Raw genomic sequence first — 21,808 nt, forward strand, 5'->3', positions numbered from 1 at the left:
TACGCAAAGAATGACTGCAATCAGAGCAAGTTACAATTAAATTGACCGTGAAAGCGGCTTCTGTCATTCACATCGGGCGAAACTCCGCCCGAAATTCCGCCAAGGGACACGCAAATGAAGGTCATTATCTGCGGCGCGGGCCAGGTTGGCTGGCAGATCGCCCGGCACCTGTCCGGCGAGCACAACGATGTGACGGTTGTCGACAACAACCCGGAACTGGTGCGGCGGGCAACCGATACGCTGGACGTGCAGGGGATCCATGGTTTTGCCTCCTATCCGGATGTGCTGGACCGGGCCGGGGCGCGGGATGCCGACATGATCATTGCGGCCACCCATTCTGACGAGGTCAACATGGTGACCTGCCAGGTGGCGCATTCAGTCTTCAAGGTTCAGCGCAAGATTGCCCGCCTGCGGGCCAAAAGCTATCTGACCGCAATCTATTCCGACCTTTATCAGCGCGAGCATTTGCCGATCGACGTGGTGATCAGCCCCGAGCGGGAAGTGGCGGCAGCAGCGATGCAGCGGCTGTCGGCGCCGGCAGCGTTTGACACCGAGACCTTCATGGGCGGCAAGGCGCAGCTTCTGGGGATCCAGATCGACGCCGATTGCCCGGTGGTGAATACACCGCTGCGGCAGCTGACCGAATTGTTTTCGACGCTGCGCGCGATTGTGGTCGGGGTGCGGCGCGACGGCACGTTGTTTGCGCCGGAACCGGGCGACCAGCTGTTTGTCGGCGACAGCTGCTATGTGTTCAGCCACGCCGATGATGTGCCCCGCACCATCGAAGTGTTCGGCAAGCAGGAAACACGCCAGGACCGGGTGGTTGTGGTCGGCGGCGGCAACGTCGGCCTGGAAGTGGCCAAGGCGCTGGAGGCAAGCACAACACGGATCCGGGCCAAGATGATCGAACGCGACCGTACCTGTGCTGAACGGGCGGCGGAAACGCTGGAACGCACGATTGTGCTGAACGGCGACGGTCTGGACCGGGCGCTGATGATCGAGGCGGGCATCGACAAAGCGGATGCGATGCTGGCGGTGACCGATGACGACAAGACCAACATTCTGGCCGCGGTGCGCGCCAAGGTTGAAGGCTGCCCGCTGGCCATTGCGCTGATCAATGACCCGACCCTGGTGCCGCTGCTGCCGCATCTGGGCATCGACGCCTATATCAACCCGCGCTCCACCACCGTCAGCTCGATCCTGCGCCACATCCGCTATGGCCGGGTGCGGCAGGTCTACTCATTGGGGGATGCCGAGGCTGAAATGATCGAGGCCGAGGTTTTGTCGACCTCGCCGATTGCCGGCCAGATGATCCGCGAGACGGATTTCCCCGAAGGCGTTCTGGTCGGCGGCGTTCTGAAGAACGGCGAGATGCTGCGCCCTTCCGGTCAGATGCGGATCGAGGCGGGCGATGTGATCGCGCTGTTCGCCATGGCGGCGGACGTGCCTGAGGTCGAGCGCCTGCTGCAGGTTTCGATCGACTATTTCTAGGATGCGCCGCCCGGTCAAAGCTCCCATTGGCGTGCTGCGCCTGCCGCTGTTCCTGCTGATCTGGGGCATTGCCTCGCTGGCGATGTGGCTGCCTGCTGTGCATGCGCTGGTGCTGGACGATCATCACACCTCGCGCAGTTTTTTCTATGCCGGCGTTGCCGGGCTGATCCTTGTGGTGCTGATCGGCCTGTCGATGGGCAACCGGGTGCCGCGCTACGGGATGCCGGGGCAATTGCTGTCGCTGCTGGCGACGTTCACCGTACTGCCGCTGTTCCTGGCGGTGCCGGTTCAGGATGCGCTGGTCAGCACCCGGTATCTGAATGCCTATTTCGATATGGTCAGCGCCATCACCACCACCGGCGCCGATGTCTGGGGAGATCCGGACCGGCTGCCGCCCAGCGTGCATCTGTGGCGGGCGATTGTCGGTTGGCTGGGCGGTCTGTTGATGTGGGTGGCCGCCTCGGCGGTGCTGGCGCCGATGTCCCTGGGCGGGTTTGAGGTCACTGCCAAAGGCGAGCCTGGCGGCGGCACGGCCGCCCCTCTGCATATGGAGAGGGCAGATCCCCGCCGACAGCTGGTGCTGGTGACGCGTACCCTGGCGCCGGTTTATGCCGGGCTGACCCTTGTGCTATGGCTGTTGCTGATGATCACAGGCGAACAGGCCTTGGCAGGTCTAAGCCATGCGATGTCGGTGATGGCGACCTCGGGCATATCGGCCATCGGCGGGGTGGAAAATGCCGCCAGCGGCCTGGCGGGCGAGATGGTGATGTTCCTGTTCATGTTCTTTGCGCTGTCGCGGCTGACTTTTTCCAGCGACACGGTCACCGCGGGGCAGGGGCGGCTGGACAAGGATCCGGAATTCCGCACCGGGCTGCTGATCGTTTTCGGGGTGCCGCTGCTGCTGTTCCTGCGCCACTGGTTGGCCGCCTATGAAGTGGATGCCGGTGAAGATCTGCCGCAAGCCCTGCACGCGCTTTGGGGCACCTTGTTTACAGTGCTGTCATTCCTGTCGACCACCGGATTTGAAAGTACGCATTGGGAAGCCGCCCAGGCCTGGTCGGGACTGGAAACACCGGGCATGATCCTGCTGGGGCTGGCAGTGTTCGGCGGCGGTGTCGCGACCACTGCGGGCGGGGTCAAGCTGTTGCGGGTCTACGCGCTGTACTTGAATGGTCTGCGCGAAATGGAGCGGCTGGTGCATCCCAGCTCGGTCAGCAGCGAAGGCAACCGCGCCAAGCGCTTGCAGAAGAACGGAGCGTTTGTGGCTTGGGTGTTCTTCATGCTGTTTGCCCTGTCGCTGGCTGTGGTCAGCACTGCGCTGGCCGCAGTCGGCACGGATTTTGAACAATCGCTGGTGCTAGCGGTTGCCGCGCTGTCAACAACCGGCCCGCTGGCTGATACGGCCAGCAGTACGCCGATTGTACTGAACCTTCTGACAGATCCTGCCAAACTGATCCTGTGCATTGCGATGGTTCTCGGGCGGCTGGAGACCCTGGCCTTCATCGCGCTGCTGTCACCCAACCTTTGGCGCAGCTGACCGCCCTTGAGGGTGAAAAGTGTTTTTCTGGTGGAAACTTACATTTTCTCCGTCCATACTGAATTTAATGTGCGTGCTGGTCCGCAGCGCGCGGCAAGAACAAAGGCGAGATAATAAAAAATGGCTTCGGACAGACAGAATCTTCAGGATGCCTTCCTGAATCACGTTCGCAAAACCAAGGTTCCGGTTACAATCTTTCTGATCAACGGGGTCAAGCTGCAGGGTGTGATCACCTGGTTCGACAATTTCTGCGTGCTGCTGCGCCGCGACGGACAGTCGCAGCTGGTCTACAAACACGCGATTTCGACCATCATGCCGGCCCAGCCGATCAGTCTCTATGAGGGTGAAGACTCCAATTGATGGAGCATGAAAGGACGCGCACCCGTGCCTGGGTGCTGCATCCGGAAATCAAATCCGATAGCAGGCGCCGCCAGGCTGCACCTGCGCTTGATGAGGCCGTTGCGCTGGCAGCGGCCCTTCCCGATCTTGATGTGATCGGCTCCAATGTTGTGCGCCTGCCCAAGGCGCATGCGGGGATGCTGTTCGGCTCTGGCAAAATCGAAGAGCTGGCGGGCATCCTCAAAGCAAATGAGGTGGAACTGGTCCTGATCGACGGGTCGGTGTCCCCGGTGCAGCAGCGCAATTTGGAAAAAGCCTGGAAGGTCAAGATCCTCGACCGGACCGGGCTGATCCTGGAGATATTCTCGGACCGTGCAGCCACCCGCGAAGGTGTGCTGCAGGTCGAGATGGCGGCGCTCAGCTATCAGCGGACGCGGCTGGTGCGGGCCTGGACCCACCTGGAGCGCCAGCGCGGCGGATTGGGATTTGTCGGCGGACCCGGCGAAACCCAGATCGAGGCCGACCGGCGCGCCATTGACGACCAACTGGTGCGGCTGCGCCGGCAGCTCGACAAGGTGGTGAAGACCCGGAGCCTGCACCGCGCCTCGCGGGCCAAGGTGCCCTATCCGATTGTGGCGCTGGTCGGCTATACAAACGCCGGCAAGTCGACCCTGTTCAACCGGCTGACCGGGGCTGAGGTGATGGCCAAAGACATGCTCTTTGCCACTTTGGACCCGACCATGCGCCGGGTGCAGATTGCGGATGGGCCGGAGGTGATCCTGTCCGACACCGTGGGCTTCATTTCGGATCTGCCGACCGAACTGGTGGCATCTTTCCGGGCGACGCTGGAAGAGGTTCTGGCGGCGGATGTGATCCTGCATGTGCGCGACATCAGCCATGATGAAAGCGAGCAGCAGGCCAAAGACGTCGAGGCCATCCTGACCTCATTGGGGGTGGACGAAAACCGCGCCCGGATCGAAGTCTGGAACAAGCTGGACCAGCTGCCTGAGGAAGACGCCGAAGCCCGCCGTCAGCGTGCGGAACGTGAGGACGGCATCCATGCGATCTCGGCCCTGACGGGCGAGGGGCTGGACGGGTTAATGGCAGATATCGCCGAGCAGTTGCAGGGCGTGCGGCACGAGGAGCTGCTGAATCTCACGTTTGCCGAAGGCAAACAGCGCGCCTGGCTGTTCAAGGAAGACCTGGTTCAAAGCGAAGAACAGACCGAGGCCGGGTTTGATATCACCGTGCTGTGGACCGACCGGCAAAAGGCGAAGTACGAGAGGCTGTGAAGCCTTGCTTCAAGTGTAAAAGGAAAAGGGCGCCGCAGCGCCCTTTTTTATTGTCCCGTTATTATTGGCGGGGGGTGATCCGGGTAATGCCGACAGCTGCGGCGCGGGCCAGGTCCTCGTCCAGTGACATCGGGATATATTCACCGCGCCGCCAGAGCTGGGCCATGTCGTCATAGTAGCGCGACAGCGGATGGCCGGACTGGCCGGTTGATACGATAAAGACGGAACTGTCGGGATCGGCAAAGTCATAGACCCCGCGGTAGCCGGCAGAATGGGTGTTCTGGAACGGATCCGGGTCCTTACCTGAACTCTTGCCCCGCTGCAGGGTGTTGCCGCTGCCGCTGGTGGACTGGCGGATGTTTACGAAATAGCGCAGCAGCGGCACTTCTCCCAGCACCGGGTGGTCCTGCGTGGCCTGATGCGCATCGCCCCAGCGCAGCGATTCCAGCGCGGTGCCATAGCGTTCTTCGATCCAGATCAGCGCATCATCCAGCGCCAGCCGGGCCATATCAGTGCAGCTTTCTTCCGGAGCGCTTTGGCGCACGTCGCACCAGACGGCGGCACCATCGACATCGCGGTAGACCCGCTCGATGAACAACGGTTCCACATGGCGGAAGGTCTTGGCCACCGGACCCAGTTCATCGGTGATCAGCCGGGCCTGCAGGGCGCGCAGCCAGGCGGCATAGATCAGCGGTTCCGGCAGATGCTCGTTCATTTCACCGTTCCACTCCGACAGCAGGGTCAGGGCGATCTGGCGCTGGCGCTCGCGGGTGCCGGCAGGGGCGGCCTCTCCGGTGAACCACAGGTCGGCTCCGATCAGCGGCAAGAGGGTGCGGGCGGTGTAGGAGACCGTGTCCAATTGCGCCTCGATAAAGCTGTCGCGGGTATGCACTTCGCGGTTCTGCATCAGTTTTTCCCAGCGGTGGATGCGCTGGGTATCGCCCCAGTCAAAGGAGACGTGGTTCGGGAAGGGACGGTCCAGGATCTTGTTGTTGGTATTGCCCAGGATGCCGCCTGCGGGGCTGGTGAATTCAGGGTTTTCCGCATATGGGGCGCGGCCTTGCCAGCGGTTCTCCGGGTGCCAGCCCTGGCTTGGCATCCGGCCCTTGCTTTGGTGTGCGGCATCGCGCAGCGGGAAGGCGCCGACGGTTTTGAGCGCAATTGTGTCCTTATCCGCCAGAGTCAGGTTTTGCGAAGGGGCGACAAAGCCTTCTCCGGCTGTGATTGCGTCTTGGACCGTGGTGCTGCGCATCAGGCCGATGGCAGCGCTCATTGAGGTATCCTTGGGGCTGAGCACAGTCCAGCTGAGCGACACCACATGGCCGGGCGGGGTGATCCCGGCCAGTTTGAACATCGAACCGGGCAGCACCGGGCCGTTGTCTGTCCAGCGCAGGGTCAAAGTAACCGGCGCCTGGTCCTTGATCTTGATGATCGACGGGCGGGAGATGAATTCCTTATACCCTTCAACGCTCAGATACTCCTGAGGATTTTCCGGGTTGAGGCGTTCAATAAACAAGTCCTGGTCGTCCAGATAAGACGAGGTCACCCCCCATCCCAGCACGTCTGAGCGCCCCGTGATTATTGCCGGGATGCCAGGGATGGTGCCGCCGATCACACCGCCGGTGCCCAGTTCAAGCCGTGCCAGATACCAGACGCCGGGTGCGCTGAGACCCAGGTGCGGGTCATTGGCCAATAGCGTGCCGCCCGCCGCCGAACGGCTCGGGGCGGCGGCCCAGGCGTTGGAGGCCCCCGCCAGCCCGCGCGGAGCAACCGGAAACAGCAGGCTGTCTGCCTCTGCGGGCTTGGCGGTGGCGAACTGCCGGACGCCGGGAACCAGCGCTGCATACTCCGGCAGGGCAGTCAGCCCTTTGCCCGGTGCATCGGGCAGGATGTCCTTGATCCTGGCCGCATCATCCAGTGCCAGCGAAGTCCGGGCGCGCAGGATCTCTTCCTTCATGTGGCCGGACAGCTGCAGCGCCATCAGCTTCATGATCGCGATGCTGTCGGCGGGCTGCCAGGGCGCAACCGGCATGTTGAACAGGAACATCTCCGGCGCACCGCGGCCAAGCGCATCTTCGTTGATCTCCTGCAGGCGGGCGTTGACGCCGGCGGCATAGGCCTTGAGCGCGGTCATCGCTTCGGGCGACTGCACCGCCGCGGATTGCTGCGCCAATCGGTAGATATCCAGCCGGCGCAGATATGTGTCGGTCTCAACCGTGCGGGTGCCGAAGATTTCCGACAGGCGGCCCTTGGCGGTGCGCCGCATTACTGCCATCTGCCACAGGCGGTCCTGGGCATGGGCATAGCCGAGGCCAAAGTAGACATCCTCGTCGCTGGCGCCGAAACTGCCGAAGATATGCGGTACATTGGCGTTGTCGCGGACAATCTCGACAGGCGAGGAGAGGCCGGGCAGGGAAAGCTCTTTGTTGTATTCGGGCAGTGACTGCGAAGCCAGGTAATAGACCAGCAATGCGGCCAGAACACTTAGCAGAATCAGGCCGGCAGCTATGCGCATAAGCCAGCGGAAAAGATGTCCCATCAGCGGTCGTTTTCCCTTGGGTTTTGTCATTTCCAGCCGCTTGGCAGATTGCGCCCCGCGGCGGCGGTGGTAGGGTTGGCGCCAACATAAGCGAAGACAGATCAAGGGAAAAGCAGATGGCAAAAATCGCGTTTCTGGGGCTCGGCGTCATGGGCTATCCGATGGCCGGGCACCTGCAGGCCGCGGGCCATGAGGTCACCGTCTACAACCGCACCGAAGCCAAGGCCAAGGCCTGGGCCGCCGAGCATGGCGGCCAGTTCGGTGCCACACCGCGGGCGGCTGCGGCGGGGGCGGATTTTGTAATGGCCTGCGTTGGCAATGACGACGATCTGCGCTCGGTCTGCCTGGGGGCGGATGGTGCCTTTGCCGGTATGCGCGAAGGCGCGGTGTTTGTTGATCACACCACGGTGTCGGAAACCGTGACCCGCGAATTGCATGGCGCGGCAGAAGAGAAAGGCGTGTTCTTTGTTGATGCACCGATTTCCGGCGGTCAGGCAGGGGCTGAAAACGGTGTGCTGTCAATTATGTGCGGCGGAGACGAGGCCGCTTACGCCCGGGTTGAGCCGGTGATGGCTGCCTATTCCAAAATCTGCCGCCGGATCGGCGGCAGCGGGGCGGGACAGCTGACCAAAATGTGCAACCAGATCGCCATTGCAGGGCTTGTGCAGGGCTTGAGCGAGGCGCTGCATTTTGCCGAGAAGGCCGGGCTGGACGGGCGGGCGGTGGTCGAAGTGATCAGCCAGGGCGCGGCGGGCAGCTGGCAGATGGCCAATCGTTACGAGACCATGCTGGACGATCATTTCGAGCATGGCTTTGCGGTGGACTGGATGCGCAAGGATCTGGGTATCTGTCTGGACGCAGCGGATGAAACCGGCGCCAGCCTGCCGGTCACAGCTCTGGTGGATCAGTTCTACAAGGACGTGCAAAAGATGGGCGGCGGGCGCTGGGATACCTCGTCGCTGTTCAAACGGCTGCGCAAACTGGACTGAGGGTAAGGTAAAATGGCCTTTCCGGCAGGAAAGGCCATGCCTCCGGCGGAGGTATTTTCAACCAGAAAGAAGCGAAGGCCGTGAGCCTTTGCCGTTTCCCGGGCTGATCAGGGGATGATGCGGGTGTATTTGGTGCCTTCCAAAGTCGCACCAACGCGCAGGCCTGCCTGGGCAAAGACCACTGCAAGCACCGGGGACGTCAGGGTATTGGTGTCGGCACTCAGCGCGTTGCCTTCGTCCTTGATCACATATTCCACATCTGCGCCTGCCGCCCAACCGGACGAGCGGCGGAAGCCGGCCAAGGCGCCTTCGGTCATGAAGAACAGCACGTGGGCATACTGTTGAGCGCCGATCTGCAGGCCCGCATTGCCTTTGTAAGTGGCGTAATAATCGACGGTCACATCGTTGATCCGCAGGGCGCCGCGCCCATAGGCCCCGCCAAATACAAAGCCCGCCTCAGTGACCAGCGGCATTACCAGCATGCCGGTTGCCTTTTCGGCCAGGGTACGGGTGTTGGGGTACTGGCTGTACATTTGGTTCAGCGTGCTATCAACGCGGGCGTCGATGGTCGCGCCATTGCTGTTGCCTATGCCGTTGCCGCATGCGGCGGTAACGCCGGCGCCGGCCAGAGCCGTCAGGGCAAAGCCGCGGCGGGTCATGCGGGAAGAGGAAAAACTGCTCATTTCTCAGGTGCCTGTAATGATTTGCTCCAAGGCCGGTATGCTCCGGCTCTGATCGAATGTATACGCGGAAAACCGCTGCCTGTCATCTGCTGCCAGCTGGACAGCGGCGGCTTCCCGCTGAAGTGATCCGCATCCGCATTGAATGACTGGGTCAGCCGTTCAGCAGCCGGGCCGCGGCGGGTGCGAAATAGGTCAGGATGCCGTTGCAGCCCGCCCGTTTGAAAGCCATCAGGCTTTCCATCATCACCTTTTCGCCGTCGATCCAGCCGTTTTGCGCTGCGGCCTGGATCATCGCGTATTCGCCCGAGACCTGATAGGCATAGGTCGGCACGCCAAAGGCGGATTTCACCCGGTGGCAGATGTCGAGATAGGCAATGCCCGGTTTGACCATCACCATGTCGGCGCCCTCCATCAGGTCGCGCTCAATCAGCCGCAGCGCTTCGTCGCTGTTGGCCGGGTCCATCTGATAGGTTTTCTTGTCGCCCTTCAGCGCGCCCGAGGCACCGACCGCATCACGGAACGGCCCATAGTAGCCGGAGGCGTATTTGGCCGAATAGGACAGGATCGCCACATTGTGGTGGCCTGCATTTTCCAGCGCGCTGCGCATCGCCCCGATCCGCCCGTCCATCATGTCGGACGGTCCGATGATATCGGCGCCGGCATCGGCCTGAGCGAGCGTCATTTTGACCAGCGCCTCGACGGTGGCGTCATTGACGATCTCGCCATCGACCACATAACCGTCGTGGCCGTTGATATTGTAGGGGTCCAGCGCCACGTCAGTCATCACTGCAATATCCGGCGCCGCATCCTTGATCGCGCGGATTGCGCGATTGGTCAGGTTGTCCGGGTTCCAGGCCTCGACGCAATCTTCGGTTTTGAGCGAGGCATCGGTGTAGGGAAACAGGCAGATCGCCGGGATCCCCAGGGCCTGCGCCTCAACTGCGGCTTCGGCAATTTTGTCCACCGAGCGGCGCACCGCACCGGGCATCGAAGCGATCGGTTCCTCAACGCCTTCCCCTTCACGGACAAACACCGGCCAGATGAAATCAGACGGCGTCAGGGTGTTCTCCCGGACCAGGTCACGGATGGCCTGGCTGGCACGGGTGCGGCGCAGGCGGGCGGCGGGAAAGGGCGCGACGGTGGGCTTCATGGCGGTCTCTCGTTTTGGCTTGCCCATGGGTGGCATGGAAGCGGCCCCGGGAACAAGAGGCACAATCGCCGCGCCCAAAAACTTGTGCGGCAGGCAGGGCTTGCCTGCACGCGCTTCCCGGTTGATATAGGGCCGGTTGACAAATTCCAGCCCGAGGATCTGCGGGCACAAGCGGGGGGCTGGCGTGGATCTGCTTCATATTATCTATGAGATGATTGAGCTGCGGTCATTCTCCAACCTGTGGTACTGGATTGCGCTGGCGGTGCTCTGGTCGACGGCCAGTAACAGGATCCTGGGGGTGCCCTATGATATGGTCCAGCGGGCGCAGCGCAATGGCGGCCAGGCGGAACGCGATCTGGAGGATATGGTCCGGGTCAATGTGAACCGCCTGCTGTACATCTCCGAGGTTTCAGGCCCTTGGCTGGTGGCGCTGTCCTGTTTTGTGATGTCCGGCCTGGCTGTGCTTGGCTTTGTCTTCCTGATGGAGATTGCCCAGGCCGTGTTCCTGCTGGTGTTTCCGATGTCCGTGGTCGGGCTGATCAGCTTTTTGACCGCGCGCCGGATCTCACAGGAAGGTGCCACGGGCGGGGAGCTGCGCAAAAGATTGGCGTTTTGCCGGCTCTATGTGCAGGTCGTCGGGGTAATCTCCATTGTGGTCACCGCGTTCTGGGGCATGTATCAAAACCTGACCATCGGGGCATTTTAACAGGCGGGCTGAGACCGATTGAGGACACCCGGAAAGGAAAAGGCATGGCACAGCGTGCAATCACCATGGGCGGCGCGCCCGAAGGGTTTGATGCCCGGCTGATCCTGAAGGAAGTGCAGAAATCCGGCGCGCCGGTTCTGCATGTGGCGCGTGACGACAAGCGGATGGAGGCAATGCGGTCAGCACTTGCCTTTTTTGCGCCGCAGATGCCGGTGTTTGTCTTTCCCGGCTGGGATTGCCTGCCTTATGACCGGGTATCGCCGAACGCCGATATCTCGGCTGCGCGGATGGCCACGCTGGCGGCCCTGGTGCATCAGATGCCCATGCAGTTTGTGCTGCTGACCACATTGAACGCCGCCAGCCAAAGGGTGCCTGCGCGCGGGGTGCTGCGCGAGGCGGCCTTTACTGCCCGTGTCGATCACCGGATTGACGAAGGCGCGCTGCGCAATTTCCTGGTGCGGATGGGGTTCACCCAAAGCCCGACGGTGATGGAGCCGGGCGACTATGCGGTGCGTGGCGGTATCATCGATATCTTCCCGCCGGGGGAAAGCGGCCCGGTGCGGCTGGATCTGTTCGGCGATGTGCTGGATGGCGCACGGCGGTTCGATCCGGCCTCGCAGCGCACCACCGAGAAACTGGAGGTGGTGGAGCTGGCGCCGGTGTCCGAAGTGATCCTGGACGAGGCGGCAATCACCCGGTTCCGTCAGAATTACCGGATTGAATTCGGCGCCGCCGGTACGGATGATCCGCTGTACGAGGCAGTGAGCGCAGGGCGCAAGCATCAGGGGATCGAGCATTGGCTGCCGTTCTTCCATGAAAAGCTGGAAACTCTGTTCGACTACCTGCCGCAGGCGACGGTGACGCTGGATGATCAGGTAACACCGGCACGGCTGGCGCGCTGGGACACCATCGAGGACCAGTTTGAAACCCGCAAACACGCAATGGCGCAGAAGGGACGGATTGATACCGTCTATAAACCCACGCCGCCGGGCCTGCTGTATTTGGATGACGCGGCCTGGGAGGCCGTATCGGCCGCGCACCGCGTGGTGCAACTGCACCCGCTGCCGCAGGCCTCGGGTCCCGGCACCGTGGATGCCGGCGGGCGGATCGGGCGCAACTTCGCACCCGAGCGGCAGCAGGAAAGCATCAGCCTTTTCGGGGCTTTGGCATCCCATATTAAGGCGCGGATGCAGGAGGGACCGGTTCTTATTGCCTCTTACTCCGAAGGGGCGCGCGAACGCCTGACCGGGCTGATTGAGGATGAAGGCCTGGCAGAAGCCATCCCGGTGATGGATGGCACGCGGATCGGCAAAAGCGGCCTGCATCTGGCGGTCTGGGCTCTGGAGCACGGGTTCCAGGCGCCGGACATGACGGTGATCTCGGAGCAGGATGTTCTGGGCGACCGGCTGATCCGGGCACCCAAGAAACGCCGCAAGGCCGAGAACTTTCTGACCGAAACGCAATCGCTCAGCCCTGGTGATCTGGTGGTGCATGTGGACCATGGCATCGGCCGCTACAAGGGGCTGGAAGTGGTGACGGCAGCAGGTGCTGCGCATGAATGCATCCTGCTGGAATATGCCGAAGCGTCCAAACTGTACCTGCCGGTCGAAAACATCGAACTGCTGTCCAAATACGGCCATGACGAAGGTCTGCTGGACCGGCTGGGCGGCGGTGCCTGGCAGGCCAAGAAGGCCAAGCTCAAGGAACGCATCCGCGAGATGGCGGACAAGCTGATCCGCATTGCAGCTGAACGCGCCCTGCGCAAGGCACCGGTGATGGACCCGCCGCCGCATGCCTGGGAGGAGTTTTCTGCCCGCTTCCCCTATCAGGAGACCGACGACCAGCTGCGCGCCATCGAGGACGTGATGGAGGATCTGCACTCCGGCCAGCCGATGGACCGGCTGATCTGCGGCGATGTAGGTTTTGGCAAGACCGAGGTGGCTATGCGCGCGGCTTTTGTCGCGGCGATGTCCGGCCTGCAGGTGGCGGTGGTGGCACCGACCACACTGCTGGCACGCCAGCACGCGGCCTCCTTTGCCGAGCGTTTTCGCGGGTTTCCTCTGCAGGTCAGGCAGTTGTCGCGTTTTGTTAGTACCAAAGAGGCCAGCCAGACCCGTGAAGGGCTGGCCAAGGGGACCGTCGATATCGTTGTTGGAACCCACGCGGTACTGGCCAAGAACATCAGGTTCCAGAACCTCGGGCTGCTGATCATCGACGAGGAACAGCACTTTGGCGTTGGCCACAAGGAACGGCTGAAACAGCTGCGCAGCGACATCCATGTGCTGACGCTGACGGCCACGCCGATCCCGCGCACACTGCAGCTGTCGCTGACCGGTGTGCGGGATCTGTCGATCATCGGCACCCCGCCGGTGGACCGTCTGGCGATCCGCACCTACGTCAGCGAATTTGACACTGTCACTATCCGCGAGGCGCTGCTGCGCGAGCATTACCGCGGCGGGCAAAGCTTCTATGTGGTGCCGCGGATCACCGACCTGCCGGATGTCGAGGCGTTCCTGCAGGCACAGCTGCCTGAACTCACCTATGTGGTGGCGCATGGGCAGATGGCAGCGGGCGAACTCGACGACCGGATGAACGCGTTTTACGACGGCAAATTTGACGTCCTGCTGGCAACAACGATTGTGGAGTCGGGCCTCGACATTCCGACCGCCAACACGATGGTTGTGCACCGCGCCGACATGTTCGGCCTGTCGCAGCTCTATCAGATCCGGGGCCGGGTGGGGCGTTCGAAAACCCGTGCCTATGCCTATCTCACTACCAAACCGCGTCAGCGGCTGACACCGGCGGCAGAGAAGCGGCTGCGGGTGCTGGGCTCGCTCGACACATTGGGCGCCGGCTTTACCCTGGCCTCGCAAGACCTTGATCTCCGCGGAGCGGGCAATTTGCTGGGCGATGAGCAATCCGGCCAGATGCGCGATGTGGGGTATGAACTGTATCAGTCGATGCTGGAGGAGGCGATTGCCAAGATCAAGGCGGGTGAGATGGAGGGCCTCTCGGACGCCGATGCGCATTGGGCGCCGCAGATCAATCTGGGCGTGCCGGTACTGATCCCGGAGACCTATGTGCCGGATCTGGATGTGCGCCTCGGGCTGTACCGCCGCCTGTCGTCGCTCTCGACCAAAGTGGAGCTGGAAGGTTTTGCTGCTGAGCTGATCGACCGTTTCGGCAAGCTGCCGAAAGAGGTCAACACGCTGATGCTGGTGGTGCGGATCAAGGGAATGTGCAAACGCGCAGGCATTGCCAAGATGGACGGCGGGCCGAAAGGCGCAACGATCCAATTCCACAATGACAAATTCGCCTCGCCTCAGGGGCTGGTGGAGTTCATCCAGGGCCAAAACGGTCTGGCCAAGGTAAAGGACAACAAAATCGTCGTGCGCCGGGACTGGAAGAAAGACAGCGACAAGATCAAGGGCGCCTTTGCCATTGCCCGCGACCTGGCAGAGAAAGTCGTGGCAGAGAAGAAAAAGGCCAAGGCAAAAGCGAAAGCTTGATACGCAGAGCCAAGGAAATTCGAATTTCCTTGGCAAATGTCTTCGAAGACATTTTGCTCAGCTGCAGCAGCTGTCCGGCTTCATTGCTGCCTGTGCGCAGAAACAGGACGCAGCCACCGCCTGGTCTGCGCGGGCAAGCGCCATATCGAGTTTCTGCTTTATGTGCCGGATTTCAACGGTTTCGCCGCGGGCCTTCAGGCAATCATGCAGGCCTTTCAGGCTCCAGATATTGTCCGGATGGACCGACGCGCGCGGCAAAGTACCATCCAGCCCCAAGTCCGCACGGTAGACCGCCTCGGCTTGTCCCGAGCGGCCCTGCTCAAACAGCAGCGCCCCAAGTGCGTGGCGGCTGGGCTGCATCCAGCCCCAGGGCTCATCATAAGGCAGGTTATCGTCCAGCTCGGCCGAGCGGCGCAAATGGGCAAAAGCCGTGTCGTAGTTCTCTTTGCGGTACTCAATCTCACCGCGCAGCATTTCGGATGCGATTTCAAGCAGATCCACGACGCGGTTGTTGTGCAGCAGGCGGGTTTCCGGAACGCGGCTCTTGGCGGCGCGGAACAGCTGCTCCTCCGCTTCGGCCTGTGACACCCGGCCAGTTGCGGCAAATGCGATGGCGCGGGCGTAATGGGTGTTGGCGGTCAAGGTGCAATAGAGCGCTGGGTCTTCAGGCAGCTCCAGCGCCATGGCCTCCTCCCAGCGGCCAAAGCGGACCAGGATGTGCGGGTGCATTGCCATGTAGCTTTCAAAGAAATCCGCGATAGGCGGGCTTTCTACCAGCAGCATTTCCGGCGGGGTGGTGTCCAGAATACCCTGATTGGCCTGCAACGCAGGTTCAATCTGCCCCAGGAACATCGCGCCGAAGATGACGAAGTGGTAGTTATGCTGGCGGTAGCCGGTGTAGATGTTGAAGGCGCCCTCACGCGCGTAGAACTTCAGATCCGCCTCAATCGCTTTCCGGTTCCAATGCACCACGCTGTGATAGTCACCGCAAAGCACGTCGATATGGGTCGGCATATGCACCAGATGGCCTGCGTCCGGCACCAGTGTGCGCAGGACATCGGCGGCCTTCAGGGCTTTTTCCGGCGTCGGCGACATCTCCATCAGATGCACATAAAGATGCAGCAGGCCGGGGTGCCTCATCGCGCCGGGGTCGTTCTCCATTGCCCATTCCAGAACCTCCTGCGCCTCCAATGTCGCGGCCCCTTCGGCGGGCAGGCCGGTTTGCAAGTCCCACATTTTCCAAGGTGTCAGGTTCAGCAGGCTTTCGGCATAGACCGTGCGCAGATCCAGATGATCCGGGCAGGCGGCAAACGCCGCGCGCATGGCGTCGGCAAAGGCATAATCCCAGATGTGCATGTCCTCCATCGCCTCGCGCTGGGGATAGCGGGCCTGAAGGGCATGGATCAGCTGCCGCTCGGCCTCTGTGCAGCCCTCTAAACAAGCCAGCGCGGATTGGGCGGCGTCAAAAGCCTGTGCCAGATCTTCGGCACGGCCTTTGCCGTCCCGCAAGTTCCAGGGCAGATTGTAATTCGGGCCGGTTGCATAGGCCACGCCCCAATGGGCCATGGCGCAGCCGGGATCGTGGGTCAGTGCCTGCTTGAAGCATTTGACGGCTTCTTCGTGGTTGTAGCCATAAGTCCAGACCAAGCCGCGGTCGAACCACTTTTGCGTCTTGGGCGAAGCTGCCGTTACCAGACAGGAATGGCTGCCGAGATCATAATCGTAACCCATGAAATAACCTCCCCAAGTATTTGGAGAGGTTAGGCAGAGGCGTTGATCCGGACAAGATAGTTATTCTGCGGGCAATTGCGCCTCAGCCCGTGCCATTTGCAGCATCAGCAGGAACGCAAGGCCGGCCATTGTCAGCAGTCCTGCAGCCAGCGGCAGCAGTGAACCGTCAAACAGCAGGCCCACTGGTGCCGCAATGGCAGCGGCCAGAACGGTGGAAATCGCACCAATCACCGAGGCCGCCATGCCGGCAATATGGCCCATCGGCTCCATCGCGATAGCATTGAGATTGCCAAGCGTGGTGCCGGCCAGAAAGAAAACGCTGGTCTGCCAGGCGACAAACAGGCCGAACAGCAGCGTTTCCGGCAGCGCCTGTCCGCTGAGCACCAGCATCACTGCGGAAATGCAGACCTGCGCAGCCAAGGACCAGGTCACGATCCGGCGCATGCCAACGCGGACCACGATGGCCGCATTCAGCAGGCTGGCGGTGCCTGCCATCAAGGCCACAAATCCAAACCAGAAGGGAAAGCTGCCAGCGCGGTCAAAGATCACGTCATAGACCTGCTGCACCATGGTCAGCATGGTGAACAGCATGCCTAGGCAAAGGGTCTGCACCAGAATAGACAGGCGCACAGCCGGGTGGGCGAACATTTCCTTTACCGCGCCCAAAAGCAGCGGCAGACGGAAGGGGCGGCGGTTCTCCACCGCCAGGGTCTCCGGCAGGCGCAGGCCCATCCACATCACGATGAGGATGGCGAAGATGGCAAAGGCCAGGAAGATGCTGCGCCAGCTGGAAAAGGCAATGATGCCCGCGCCCAGCATCGGTGCAAAGGCGGGAACCAAGGTGAAGATCATCATTGCAATCGACATCATCCGGGCCATTTCCCGGCCCGAGTACAAATCCCGCACGATGGCAATGCCGACAACCCGCGGCCCTGCGGCACCCAGCCCCATGACGACGCGGGAGGCCAGCAGCAGCTCCAGCGATTGCGCCTGCCAGGCAACCGCAGAGGCTGCGATGTACAGCGCAACACCGCCGGCTATGACAGTCTTGCGGCCAAAAGCATCGGACAGCGGGCCGGTAAAGAACGTGCCGATGCCCATGCCCAGCACAAAAGAAGTCAGCACCAGCTGGGCGCGGTTAATGTCATCCGGGCTAAGTGCCTGGCCGATTTCGGGCAAGGCGGGCAGCATCGCGTCGATGGAAAAGGCGATGGTGGCAAACATCATCGCGATCAGGGCAATGAATTCGGCCTTGGCCATGCCGTGGGCCGGAGAGTGTACCTGGGGTTGTGACATTTGAAACCTCTAACAGCTCTTCAGATGTTTCCGGGGAACAAGGCCGGTCCGGGAGCTGTCCGGTTCCGCTATCACGAATCCGCATACCGGGCCAGCGCCCGGCTGCACAGCAAACTGTGCATTGTTGCGATGCTAAGCAATTTGCCGCAAGGTTATTCGGCCTCTGCGTCTTTCAGCTGCTGCAGGATGTCTTCGATCACCTGCTTCCACAGTTCCGGCGGCTGGGCGCCGGGCACGGCGTGCTGGCTGGCGACAATGAAGGTCGGCACCGAAGTTACCCCCATCTTGCGGGAATGGGCGTCGCGGTCCTGGATGGTCTGCACATCGCTGTCGCCTTGCAGCAGGCGTGCGGCGACATCTGCATCCATTCCGGCCTCGCGTGCGACGCCGGCCAGAACCGCGTGGTCGCCGATGTCCTTGGCGTCCACAAAGTAGGCTTGGAACAAGGCATCCACCGCTTCAGTCTGCTTGCCTTCGATTCCGGCCCAATGGATCAGCCGGTGTGCATCCAGAGTGTTTGGCGTGCGCGTCATCGCCTCGAAATTGATCGTCAGCCCGGCGTTTCCGGCGTGTTCCACCACTGGGGCATAAGCCTTAACCGCGCCGTCCTTGCCGCCGAACTTGCGCTCCAGATAGTCGCGCCGGTCCATGCCTTCGCGCGGCATGTCCGGGTTCAGCTGGAACGGGTGCCATTCGATAACAAAGGGATGATCCGGCACCTCGGCCAGTGCCTTGTCCAGATGGGTCTTGCCGATATAGCACCACGGGCAGATCGGGTCCGACAGGATGTCGAGCTTGACGGTGGTCATTTGGGTCATCCTTTGAACAGGGCGGGCAGGGCGCGGCGCAGCAGCTTGCCATTGGCGCCTGCAGGCAGCGCGTCGAGATGGATATAAGCGCGGGGCTGCTTGTAACGGGCCAGGCGCTGGGATGCAAAGGCCTGCAGTTCTGCGGCGTTCAACTCTTCGGGACCGGTATAGAAGGCGGCGATGATAAAGGTGTCCGGCTTCACCTCTACCGCTGCGGCGCCGGCTTGTGTGATGCCAGGATGGGCGGCCAAAGCGGTTTCGACTTCAATCGGGGACACGCGGTAGCCGCCCGCATTCATCATGTCGTCAGCGCGTCCCAGATAGCGGATCTGCCCGCCGCCGGTCATTGCGCCCTGATCACCGGTCAGGAACCAATCCCCCTGATAGCGGGCGGCAGTTTCTTCCGGCGCGTTCAGATAGCCAAGCATCAGCCCCGGGTCCGAGCGGTGGATGGCGATGGTGCCTTCCTCATCCACCGGCACCGGTCCGTCAGGGCCGAGAATCGCGACCTTGCGGCCCGGTTGCGGCTGCCCGAGTGCTCCGTCCTGTGCTGGGCAGGACGGCGAAGACGAAATGAAGGTCGAGCATTCAGACATGCCGAAAGCCTCAAACAATCCGCGGCCTGTTGCGGTGTCCCAGGCAGCGTGCAGATGGCGGGAAAGCTTTTCACCAGCGCAAAGCCCATGCCGCAAGTCCGGCAAATCGAGCGGGCCGGATTGCAGGAGCTTCCGGTAGACGCCGGGGGCCGCAGCAAAGAGGGTTGCACGGTGTCGGCGCAGCAGCGCGGGCAGGTCCTCTGGTGGGGTTCCGGGGAGTGGGATCAGCGCCGTTGCACCCGCCGCCCAGGGGTCCAGCAGGCCGGTGCCCAGGGTGTAGGTCCAGTTGAACGCACCGGCGTGCAGCAGCCGGTCGTCTGCTGTCAGACCGTACCAGCCCTCCACCATCATCTGCCGCGCCCAAACCGCCTGGTGGGCGTGGGCAACTGCACGCGGATTTCCGCTGGTGCCGGAGGTGTAGACCACATAAGCGCGCCGCTCGGGGTTGCCAAAGGCGTAGTCGCAGGGAGGCAGATGGTGCATATCCAGCAAGCGGGCCGTACTGATCTGCAGCGGGTGACTCGCGCAGGGCACAGCCGGGTCGCGCAGCACCGCAGCCGGGTTCAGATCCGCAATCATCCGGGCGGTTTCGGGCGCTGTCAATTGGGATGAGGTGGGCACCGGCACCAGTCCGGCGGCAATGGCGCCGAGGTAGGCAATGGGAAACTCAACCGTGTTCCCCAGCCGCAGCAGCACAATATCTCCAGGTTTCAATCCCGCCTTGAGCAGCCCAGTTCCGGTTCCGCGCACCGCTGCTTCAAGCCGGGCATAACTCCAGTCTTCGCAGGCATCGCCCGCGAGAACCGACAGGGCGGGTTTTTCCGCCAGCCGACGGGCATGGCGCAGCACATGGGCCGCGAGATTGAAAGGCGAAGGGCAGGGCGCAAAAGGCCCCTGATCAAAAACGGACAGCATGGCAATTGGCTAGCCCGCGCCGTCCTGCGTTGCAAGCTGCGCAGGTGCGGCTTATAGAGTGGCTATGACAAGCCGTGACCCGAAGTCCCTGATTACCATCGCCCGTGCAAACGGCGGAGATAACGAAGCAGAGCCATTGGACCTGGGCGCGCGCGTGCGCGAACTGCGCAAGGCGCGGGATTGGACGCTGGAACACGCTGCCAATCAGGCCGGGCTGGCGCGCTCGACCTTGTCCAAGATCGAAAATGGCCAGATGTCACCGACTTACGAGGCGCTTAAGAAGCTGGCGGTGGGCCTGCAGATCTCGGTGCCGCAGCTGTTTACCCAGCCGCAGCGCGGTCAGGTGAACGGGCGGATGACGGTGACCAAATCCGGTGACGGTTCGGCCCATGCCACCGCGACATATGAGCACGAGCTGCTGGCGGACGGTATGTCGCGCAAGCAGATGCTGCCGTACCGGGCGCGGGTGCGGGCGCGGTCACTGGATGAGTTTGACGGCTGGGTGCGCCATGACGGCGAGGAATTTCTGTATGTGCTGACCGGGGTGGTTAAGCTCTACACGGAATTTTACGAGCCGATTGAAATGCGCCGCGGTGACAGCGCCTATTACGACGCAGCCATGGGGCACAATGTCATATCTTCCAGCCCCGAAGATGCAATGATCCTCTGGGTGACGTCGCTGGCTTGATCCTGAGGCCTGAAACAGCGGCTGCGTTGCTAGTGCGGCCGCCCGTCCAGTTCTCTTAGCAGGCTTTCAATATAAAGGAAGTCGTCCACTTCCTCCCTGGCTTCGTTCAAGGTGAGGTGATGGGTGCGGGCCAGATAGGCAACAAATCTGTCCCGGTCATCCACGAGTGACGGAGCGTTGCAGGCTTTCAGATGCGGAAAGCGCTGTTTGATGCGGGGCATCCTGTCAATCCAGCTGGCAGCTGCTGTCTGTACAGGCATTGGGGGGGCCTCCCTGACAAACTGATTATGGTTGTTGGACCCTCATGCTAGCATTTTTTCTGCCGTCGCGTAACGTCGGCCCCGGGCCATCAGCCCAAGGCCGCTGTGTTAAGCGGTTTTTTGCCAGCGCCTAGGCCGGTGCGAACAGCCGGGGCAGCACCAGATGGCCGATTCCAACCGCAATCAGCTGCATCACAATGAACATCGGGATATGCCCCGGATAGATGCCCGCAAAGGTGTCGCTGAAGCCGCGTGCGATGGTCACTGCCGGGTTGGCAAAGCTGGTCGAAGAGGTGAACCAGTAGGCTCCGGTGATGTAGATTCCAACCAGAGCAGGCACTGTATCAGGACGCGAGCGCAGCCCGCCGAAGATCACGAACAACAGGCCGAACGTGGCCAGGATTTCGGAAAACCACTGCGCTGTTCCTGTTCGGTGCATAGTCTCAGAGCTTTGCAAAACTGCAAGATCAAACATTGCATGGCAAGCCCAGACCCCCAGGATCCCGCCTCCGATCTGCACCAGAACGTAGGGTGTCACCGCACGCCATTCATGTTCGCCGCGCAGGGCGAAGGCAAGGGTTACGGCCGGGTTGAAATGGGCGCCTGAAATCGGACCCAGGGTAGTGATGATCGCATAAAGCATGCAGCCGGTGGCAACAGCATTGGCCAGCAGGGCCAGGGCCACGTTTCCTCCTGCCAGGTTTTCAGCCATGATCCCGGAGCCAACAACACCGACCAGCAGCATGGATGTGCCCAGCCCTTCGGCCAGAAGTTTCTGCCCGGTCATTGGATTTCTCCGATCAGTTTAAGCTGCTGCGTCAGTTCGGTCTCATTCATGGAGTCAAACGGCAGATCCAGCAGCGCCTTGGCGCGCTTTTCCAGCGTGGCATAAGCCGCGCGAAAGGCGGTGTCCCATTCCGGTTGGTCCGCGGCAGCCGGATCTGCGACGCCCCAATGGGCGCGAACCGGCGCGCCGGGCCAGACCGGGCAGGTTTCGCCCGCTGCTGCGGCGCAGACGGTGATCACTATGTCCATTTCCGGTGCGCCTTCAGCGGCAAACACGTCCCAGCTCTTGGAACGGGCACCGGTGGTGTCGTGGCCGAGTTCTTCCAGCAGCACCAGGGATTGCGGATGCACCTTGCCGGTGGGGTTGGAGCCTGCAGAAAACGCGCGGATGCGGCCAGTGCCCAGGGTGTTGAAGATCGACTCCAGCAGGATGGAGCGGGCGGAGTTTCCCGTGCAGAGGACAAGAATGTTCATGGGTTTTGACCGTTCTAT

18 protein-coding genes are annotated in these 21,808 nt (G+C 61.9%); 8 read left to right on the top strand and 10 right to left on the bottom strand.

Annotated elements, in window-relative coordinates:
• Positions 1–114: 114 nt before the first annotated feature.
• From trkA to hflX, 4 genes are all read left to right on the top strand, one after another.
• A complete protein-coding gene (trkA, locus tag ETW24_RS09210) occupies positions 115–1,491 on the top strand; it encodes a Trk system potassium transporter TrkA (protein WP_129370782.1) in 1,377 nt (458 codons plus the stop codon).
• A gap of 1 nt (position 1,492) precedes the next feature.
• Complete coding sequence (locus tag ETW24_RS09215) at positions 1,493–3,028, top strand: TrkH family potassium uptake protein (RefSeq protein WP_129370783.1); 1,536 nt, start codon at positions 1,493–1,495, stop codon at positions 3,026–3,028.
• Between the two features lie 120 nt (positions 3,029–3,148).
• Positions 3,149–3,388, top strand: a complete 240-nt coding sequence (hfq, locus tag ETW24_RS09220) for an RNA chaperone Hfq (protein ID WP_005611588.1) — start codon at positions 3,149–3,151, stop codon at positions 3,386–3,388.
• Positions 3,388–4,659, top strand: a complete 1,272-nt coding sequence (gene hflX, locus ETW24_RS09225; RefSeq protein ID WP_129370784.1) for a GTPase HflX — start codon at positions 3,388–3,390, stop codon at positions 4,657–4,659. The genes hfq and hflX overlap by 1 nt, the downstream gene beginning before the upstream one ends.
• 61 nt (positions 4,660–4,720) lie before the next feature.
• On the opposite strand, the gene ETW24_RS09230 is transcribed toward hflX, so the two are convergent.
• On the bottom strand, positions 4,721–7,198 hold the full coding sequence (locus ETW24_RS09230) for a penicillin acylase family protein (RefSeq protein WP_129370785.1): 2,478 nt from the start codon (positions 7,196–7,198) through the stop codon (positions 4,721–4,723).
• A 116-nt stretch (positions 7,199–7,314) separates the two neighbouring features.
• Between ETW24_RS09230 and ETW24_RS09235 the strand changes: the two genes are divergently transcribed.
• Positions 7,315–8,187 (top strand): NAD(P)-dependent oxidoreductase, encoded by an 873-nt coding sequence (locus tag ETW24_RS09235; protein WP_129370786.1) that lies wholly within the window; start codon positions 7,315–7,317, stop codon positions 8,185–8,187.
• A 107-nt stretch (positions 8,188–8,294) separates the two neighbouring features.
• On the opposite strand, the gene ETW24_RS09240 is transcribed toward ETW24_RS09235, so the two are convergent.
• Together ETW24_RS09240 and hemB are read right to left on the bottom strand one after the other, a co-directional pair.
• Complete coding sequence (locus tag ETW24_RS09240) at positions 8,295–8,870, bottom strand: YSC84-related protein (RefSeq protein WP_129370787.1); 576 nt, start codon at positions 8,868–8,870, stop codon at positions 8,295–8,297.
• Between the two features lie 151 nt (positions 8,871–9,021).
• Complete coding sequence (gene hemB, locus ETW24_RS09245; protein WP_129370788.1) at positions 9,022–10,020, bottom strand: porphobilinogen synthase; 999 nt, start codon at positions 10,018–10,020, stop codon at positions 9,022–9,024.
• Positions 10,021–10,204: 184 nt separating this feature from the next.
• On the opposite strand from hemB, the gene ETW24_RS09250 reads away from it, so the two are divergent.
• Both ETW24_RS09250 and mfd read left to right on the top strand, forming a co-directional pair.
• The gene (locus tag ETW24_RS09250; RefSeq protein ID WP_129370789.1) at positions 10,205–10,726 is read left to right on the top strand and encodes a component of SufBCD complex; all 522 of its coding nucleotides are present in this window, start codon (positions 10,205–10,207) and stop codon (positions 10,724–10,726) included.
• 44 nt (positions 10,727–10,770) lie between these two features.
• Complete coding sequence (gene mfd, locus ETW24_RS09255; RefSeq protein ID WP_129370790.1) at positions 10,771–14,235, top strand: transcription-repair coupling factor; 3,465 nt, start codon at positions 10,771–10,773, stop codon at positions 14,233–14,235.
• 57 nt (positions 14,236–14,292) lie between these two features.
• Here the strand turns inward: mfd and ETW24_RS09260 are convergent, their stop codons facing one another.
• The 4 genes from ETW24_RS09260 to ETW24_RS09275 form a co-directional block, all read right to left on the bottom strand.
• Positions 14,293–15,966 carry a tetratricopeptide repeat protein gene (locus ETW24_RS09260; RefSeq protein ID WP_129370791.1) on the bottom strand — a complete coding sequence of 558 codons (1,674 nt, stop codon included), beginning with the start codon at positions 15,964–15,966 and terminating at the stop codon, positions 14,293–14,295.
• A gap of 60 nt (positions 15,967–16,026) precedes the next feature.
• The gene (locus ETW24_RS09265) at positions 16,027–17,262 is read right to left on the bottom strand and encodes a multidrug effflux MFS transporter (RefSeq protein ID WP_254695731.1); all 1,236 of its coding nucleotides are present in this window, start codon (positions 17,260–17,262) and stop codon (positions 16,027–16,029) included.
• Between the two features lie 152 nt (positions 17,263–17,414).
• Positions 17,415–18,080 (bottom strand): DsbA family oxidoreductase, encoded by a 666-nt coding sequence (locus tag ETW24_RS09270; protein ID WP_129370792.1) that lies wholly within the window; start codon positions 18,078–18,080, stop codon positions 17,415–17,417.
• Positions 18,077–19,582, bottom strand: a complete 1,506-nt coding sequence (locus tag ETW24_RS09275) for a class I adenylate-forming enzyme family protein (protein ID WP_129370793.1) — start codon at positions 19,580–19,582, stop codon at positions 18,077–18,079. Before ETW24_RS09275 ends, ETW24_RS09270 begins: the two co-directional genes overlap by 4 nt.
• 64 nt (positions 19,583–19,646) lie before the next feature.
• Between ETW24_RS09275 and ETW24_RS09280 the strand changes: the two genes are divergently transcribed.
• Positions 19,647–20,270: a helix-turn-helix domain-containing protein gene (locus tag ETW24_RS09280; RefSeq protein WP_129370794.1), complete on the top strand. Its 624-nt coding sequence runs from the start codon at positions 19,647–19,649 to the stop codon at positions 20,268–20,270.
• Between the two features lie 29 nt (positions 20,271–20,299).
• Here ETW24_RS09280 and ETW24_RS09285 read toward each other — a convergent pair whose 3' ends face one another.
• From ETW24_RS09285 to ETW24_RS09295, 3 genes are all read right to left on the bottom strand, one after another.
• Positions 20,300–20,530, bottom strand: coding sequence for a hypothetical protein (locus ETW24_RS09285; RefSeq protein ID WP_129370795.1), 231 nt, complete (start codon positions 20,528–20,530; stop codon positions 20,300–20,302).
• Positions 20,531–20,660: 130 nt separating this feature from the next.
• Complete coding sequence (locus ETW24_RS09290; protein ID WP_129370796.1) at positions 20,661–21,317, bottom strand: aquaporin; 657 nt, start codon at positions 21,315–21,317, stop codon at positions 20,661–20,663.
• Positions 21,314–21,790 (bottom strand): arsenate reductase ArsC, encoded by a 477-nt coding sequence (locus tag ETW24_RS09295; RefSeq protein WP_129370797.1) that lies wholly within the window; start codon positions 21,788–21,790, stop codon positions 21,314–21,316. The genes ETW24_RS09290 and ETW24_RS09295 overlap by 4 nt, the downstream gene beginning before the upstream one ends.
• Between the last annotated feature and the right edge of the window lie 18 nt (positions 21,791–21,808).

This window comes from Leisingera sp. NJS204 (genome assembly GCF_004123675.1).
Classification (GTDB): domain Bacteria; phylum Pseudomonadota; class Alphaproteobacteria; order Rhodobacterales; family Rhodobacteraceae; genus Leisingera.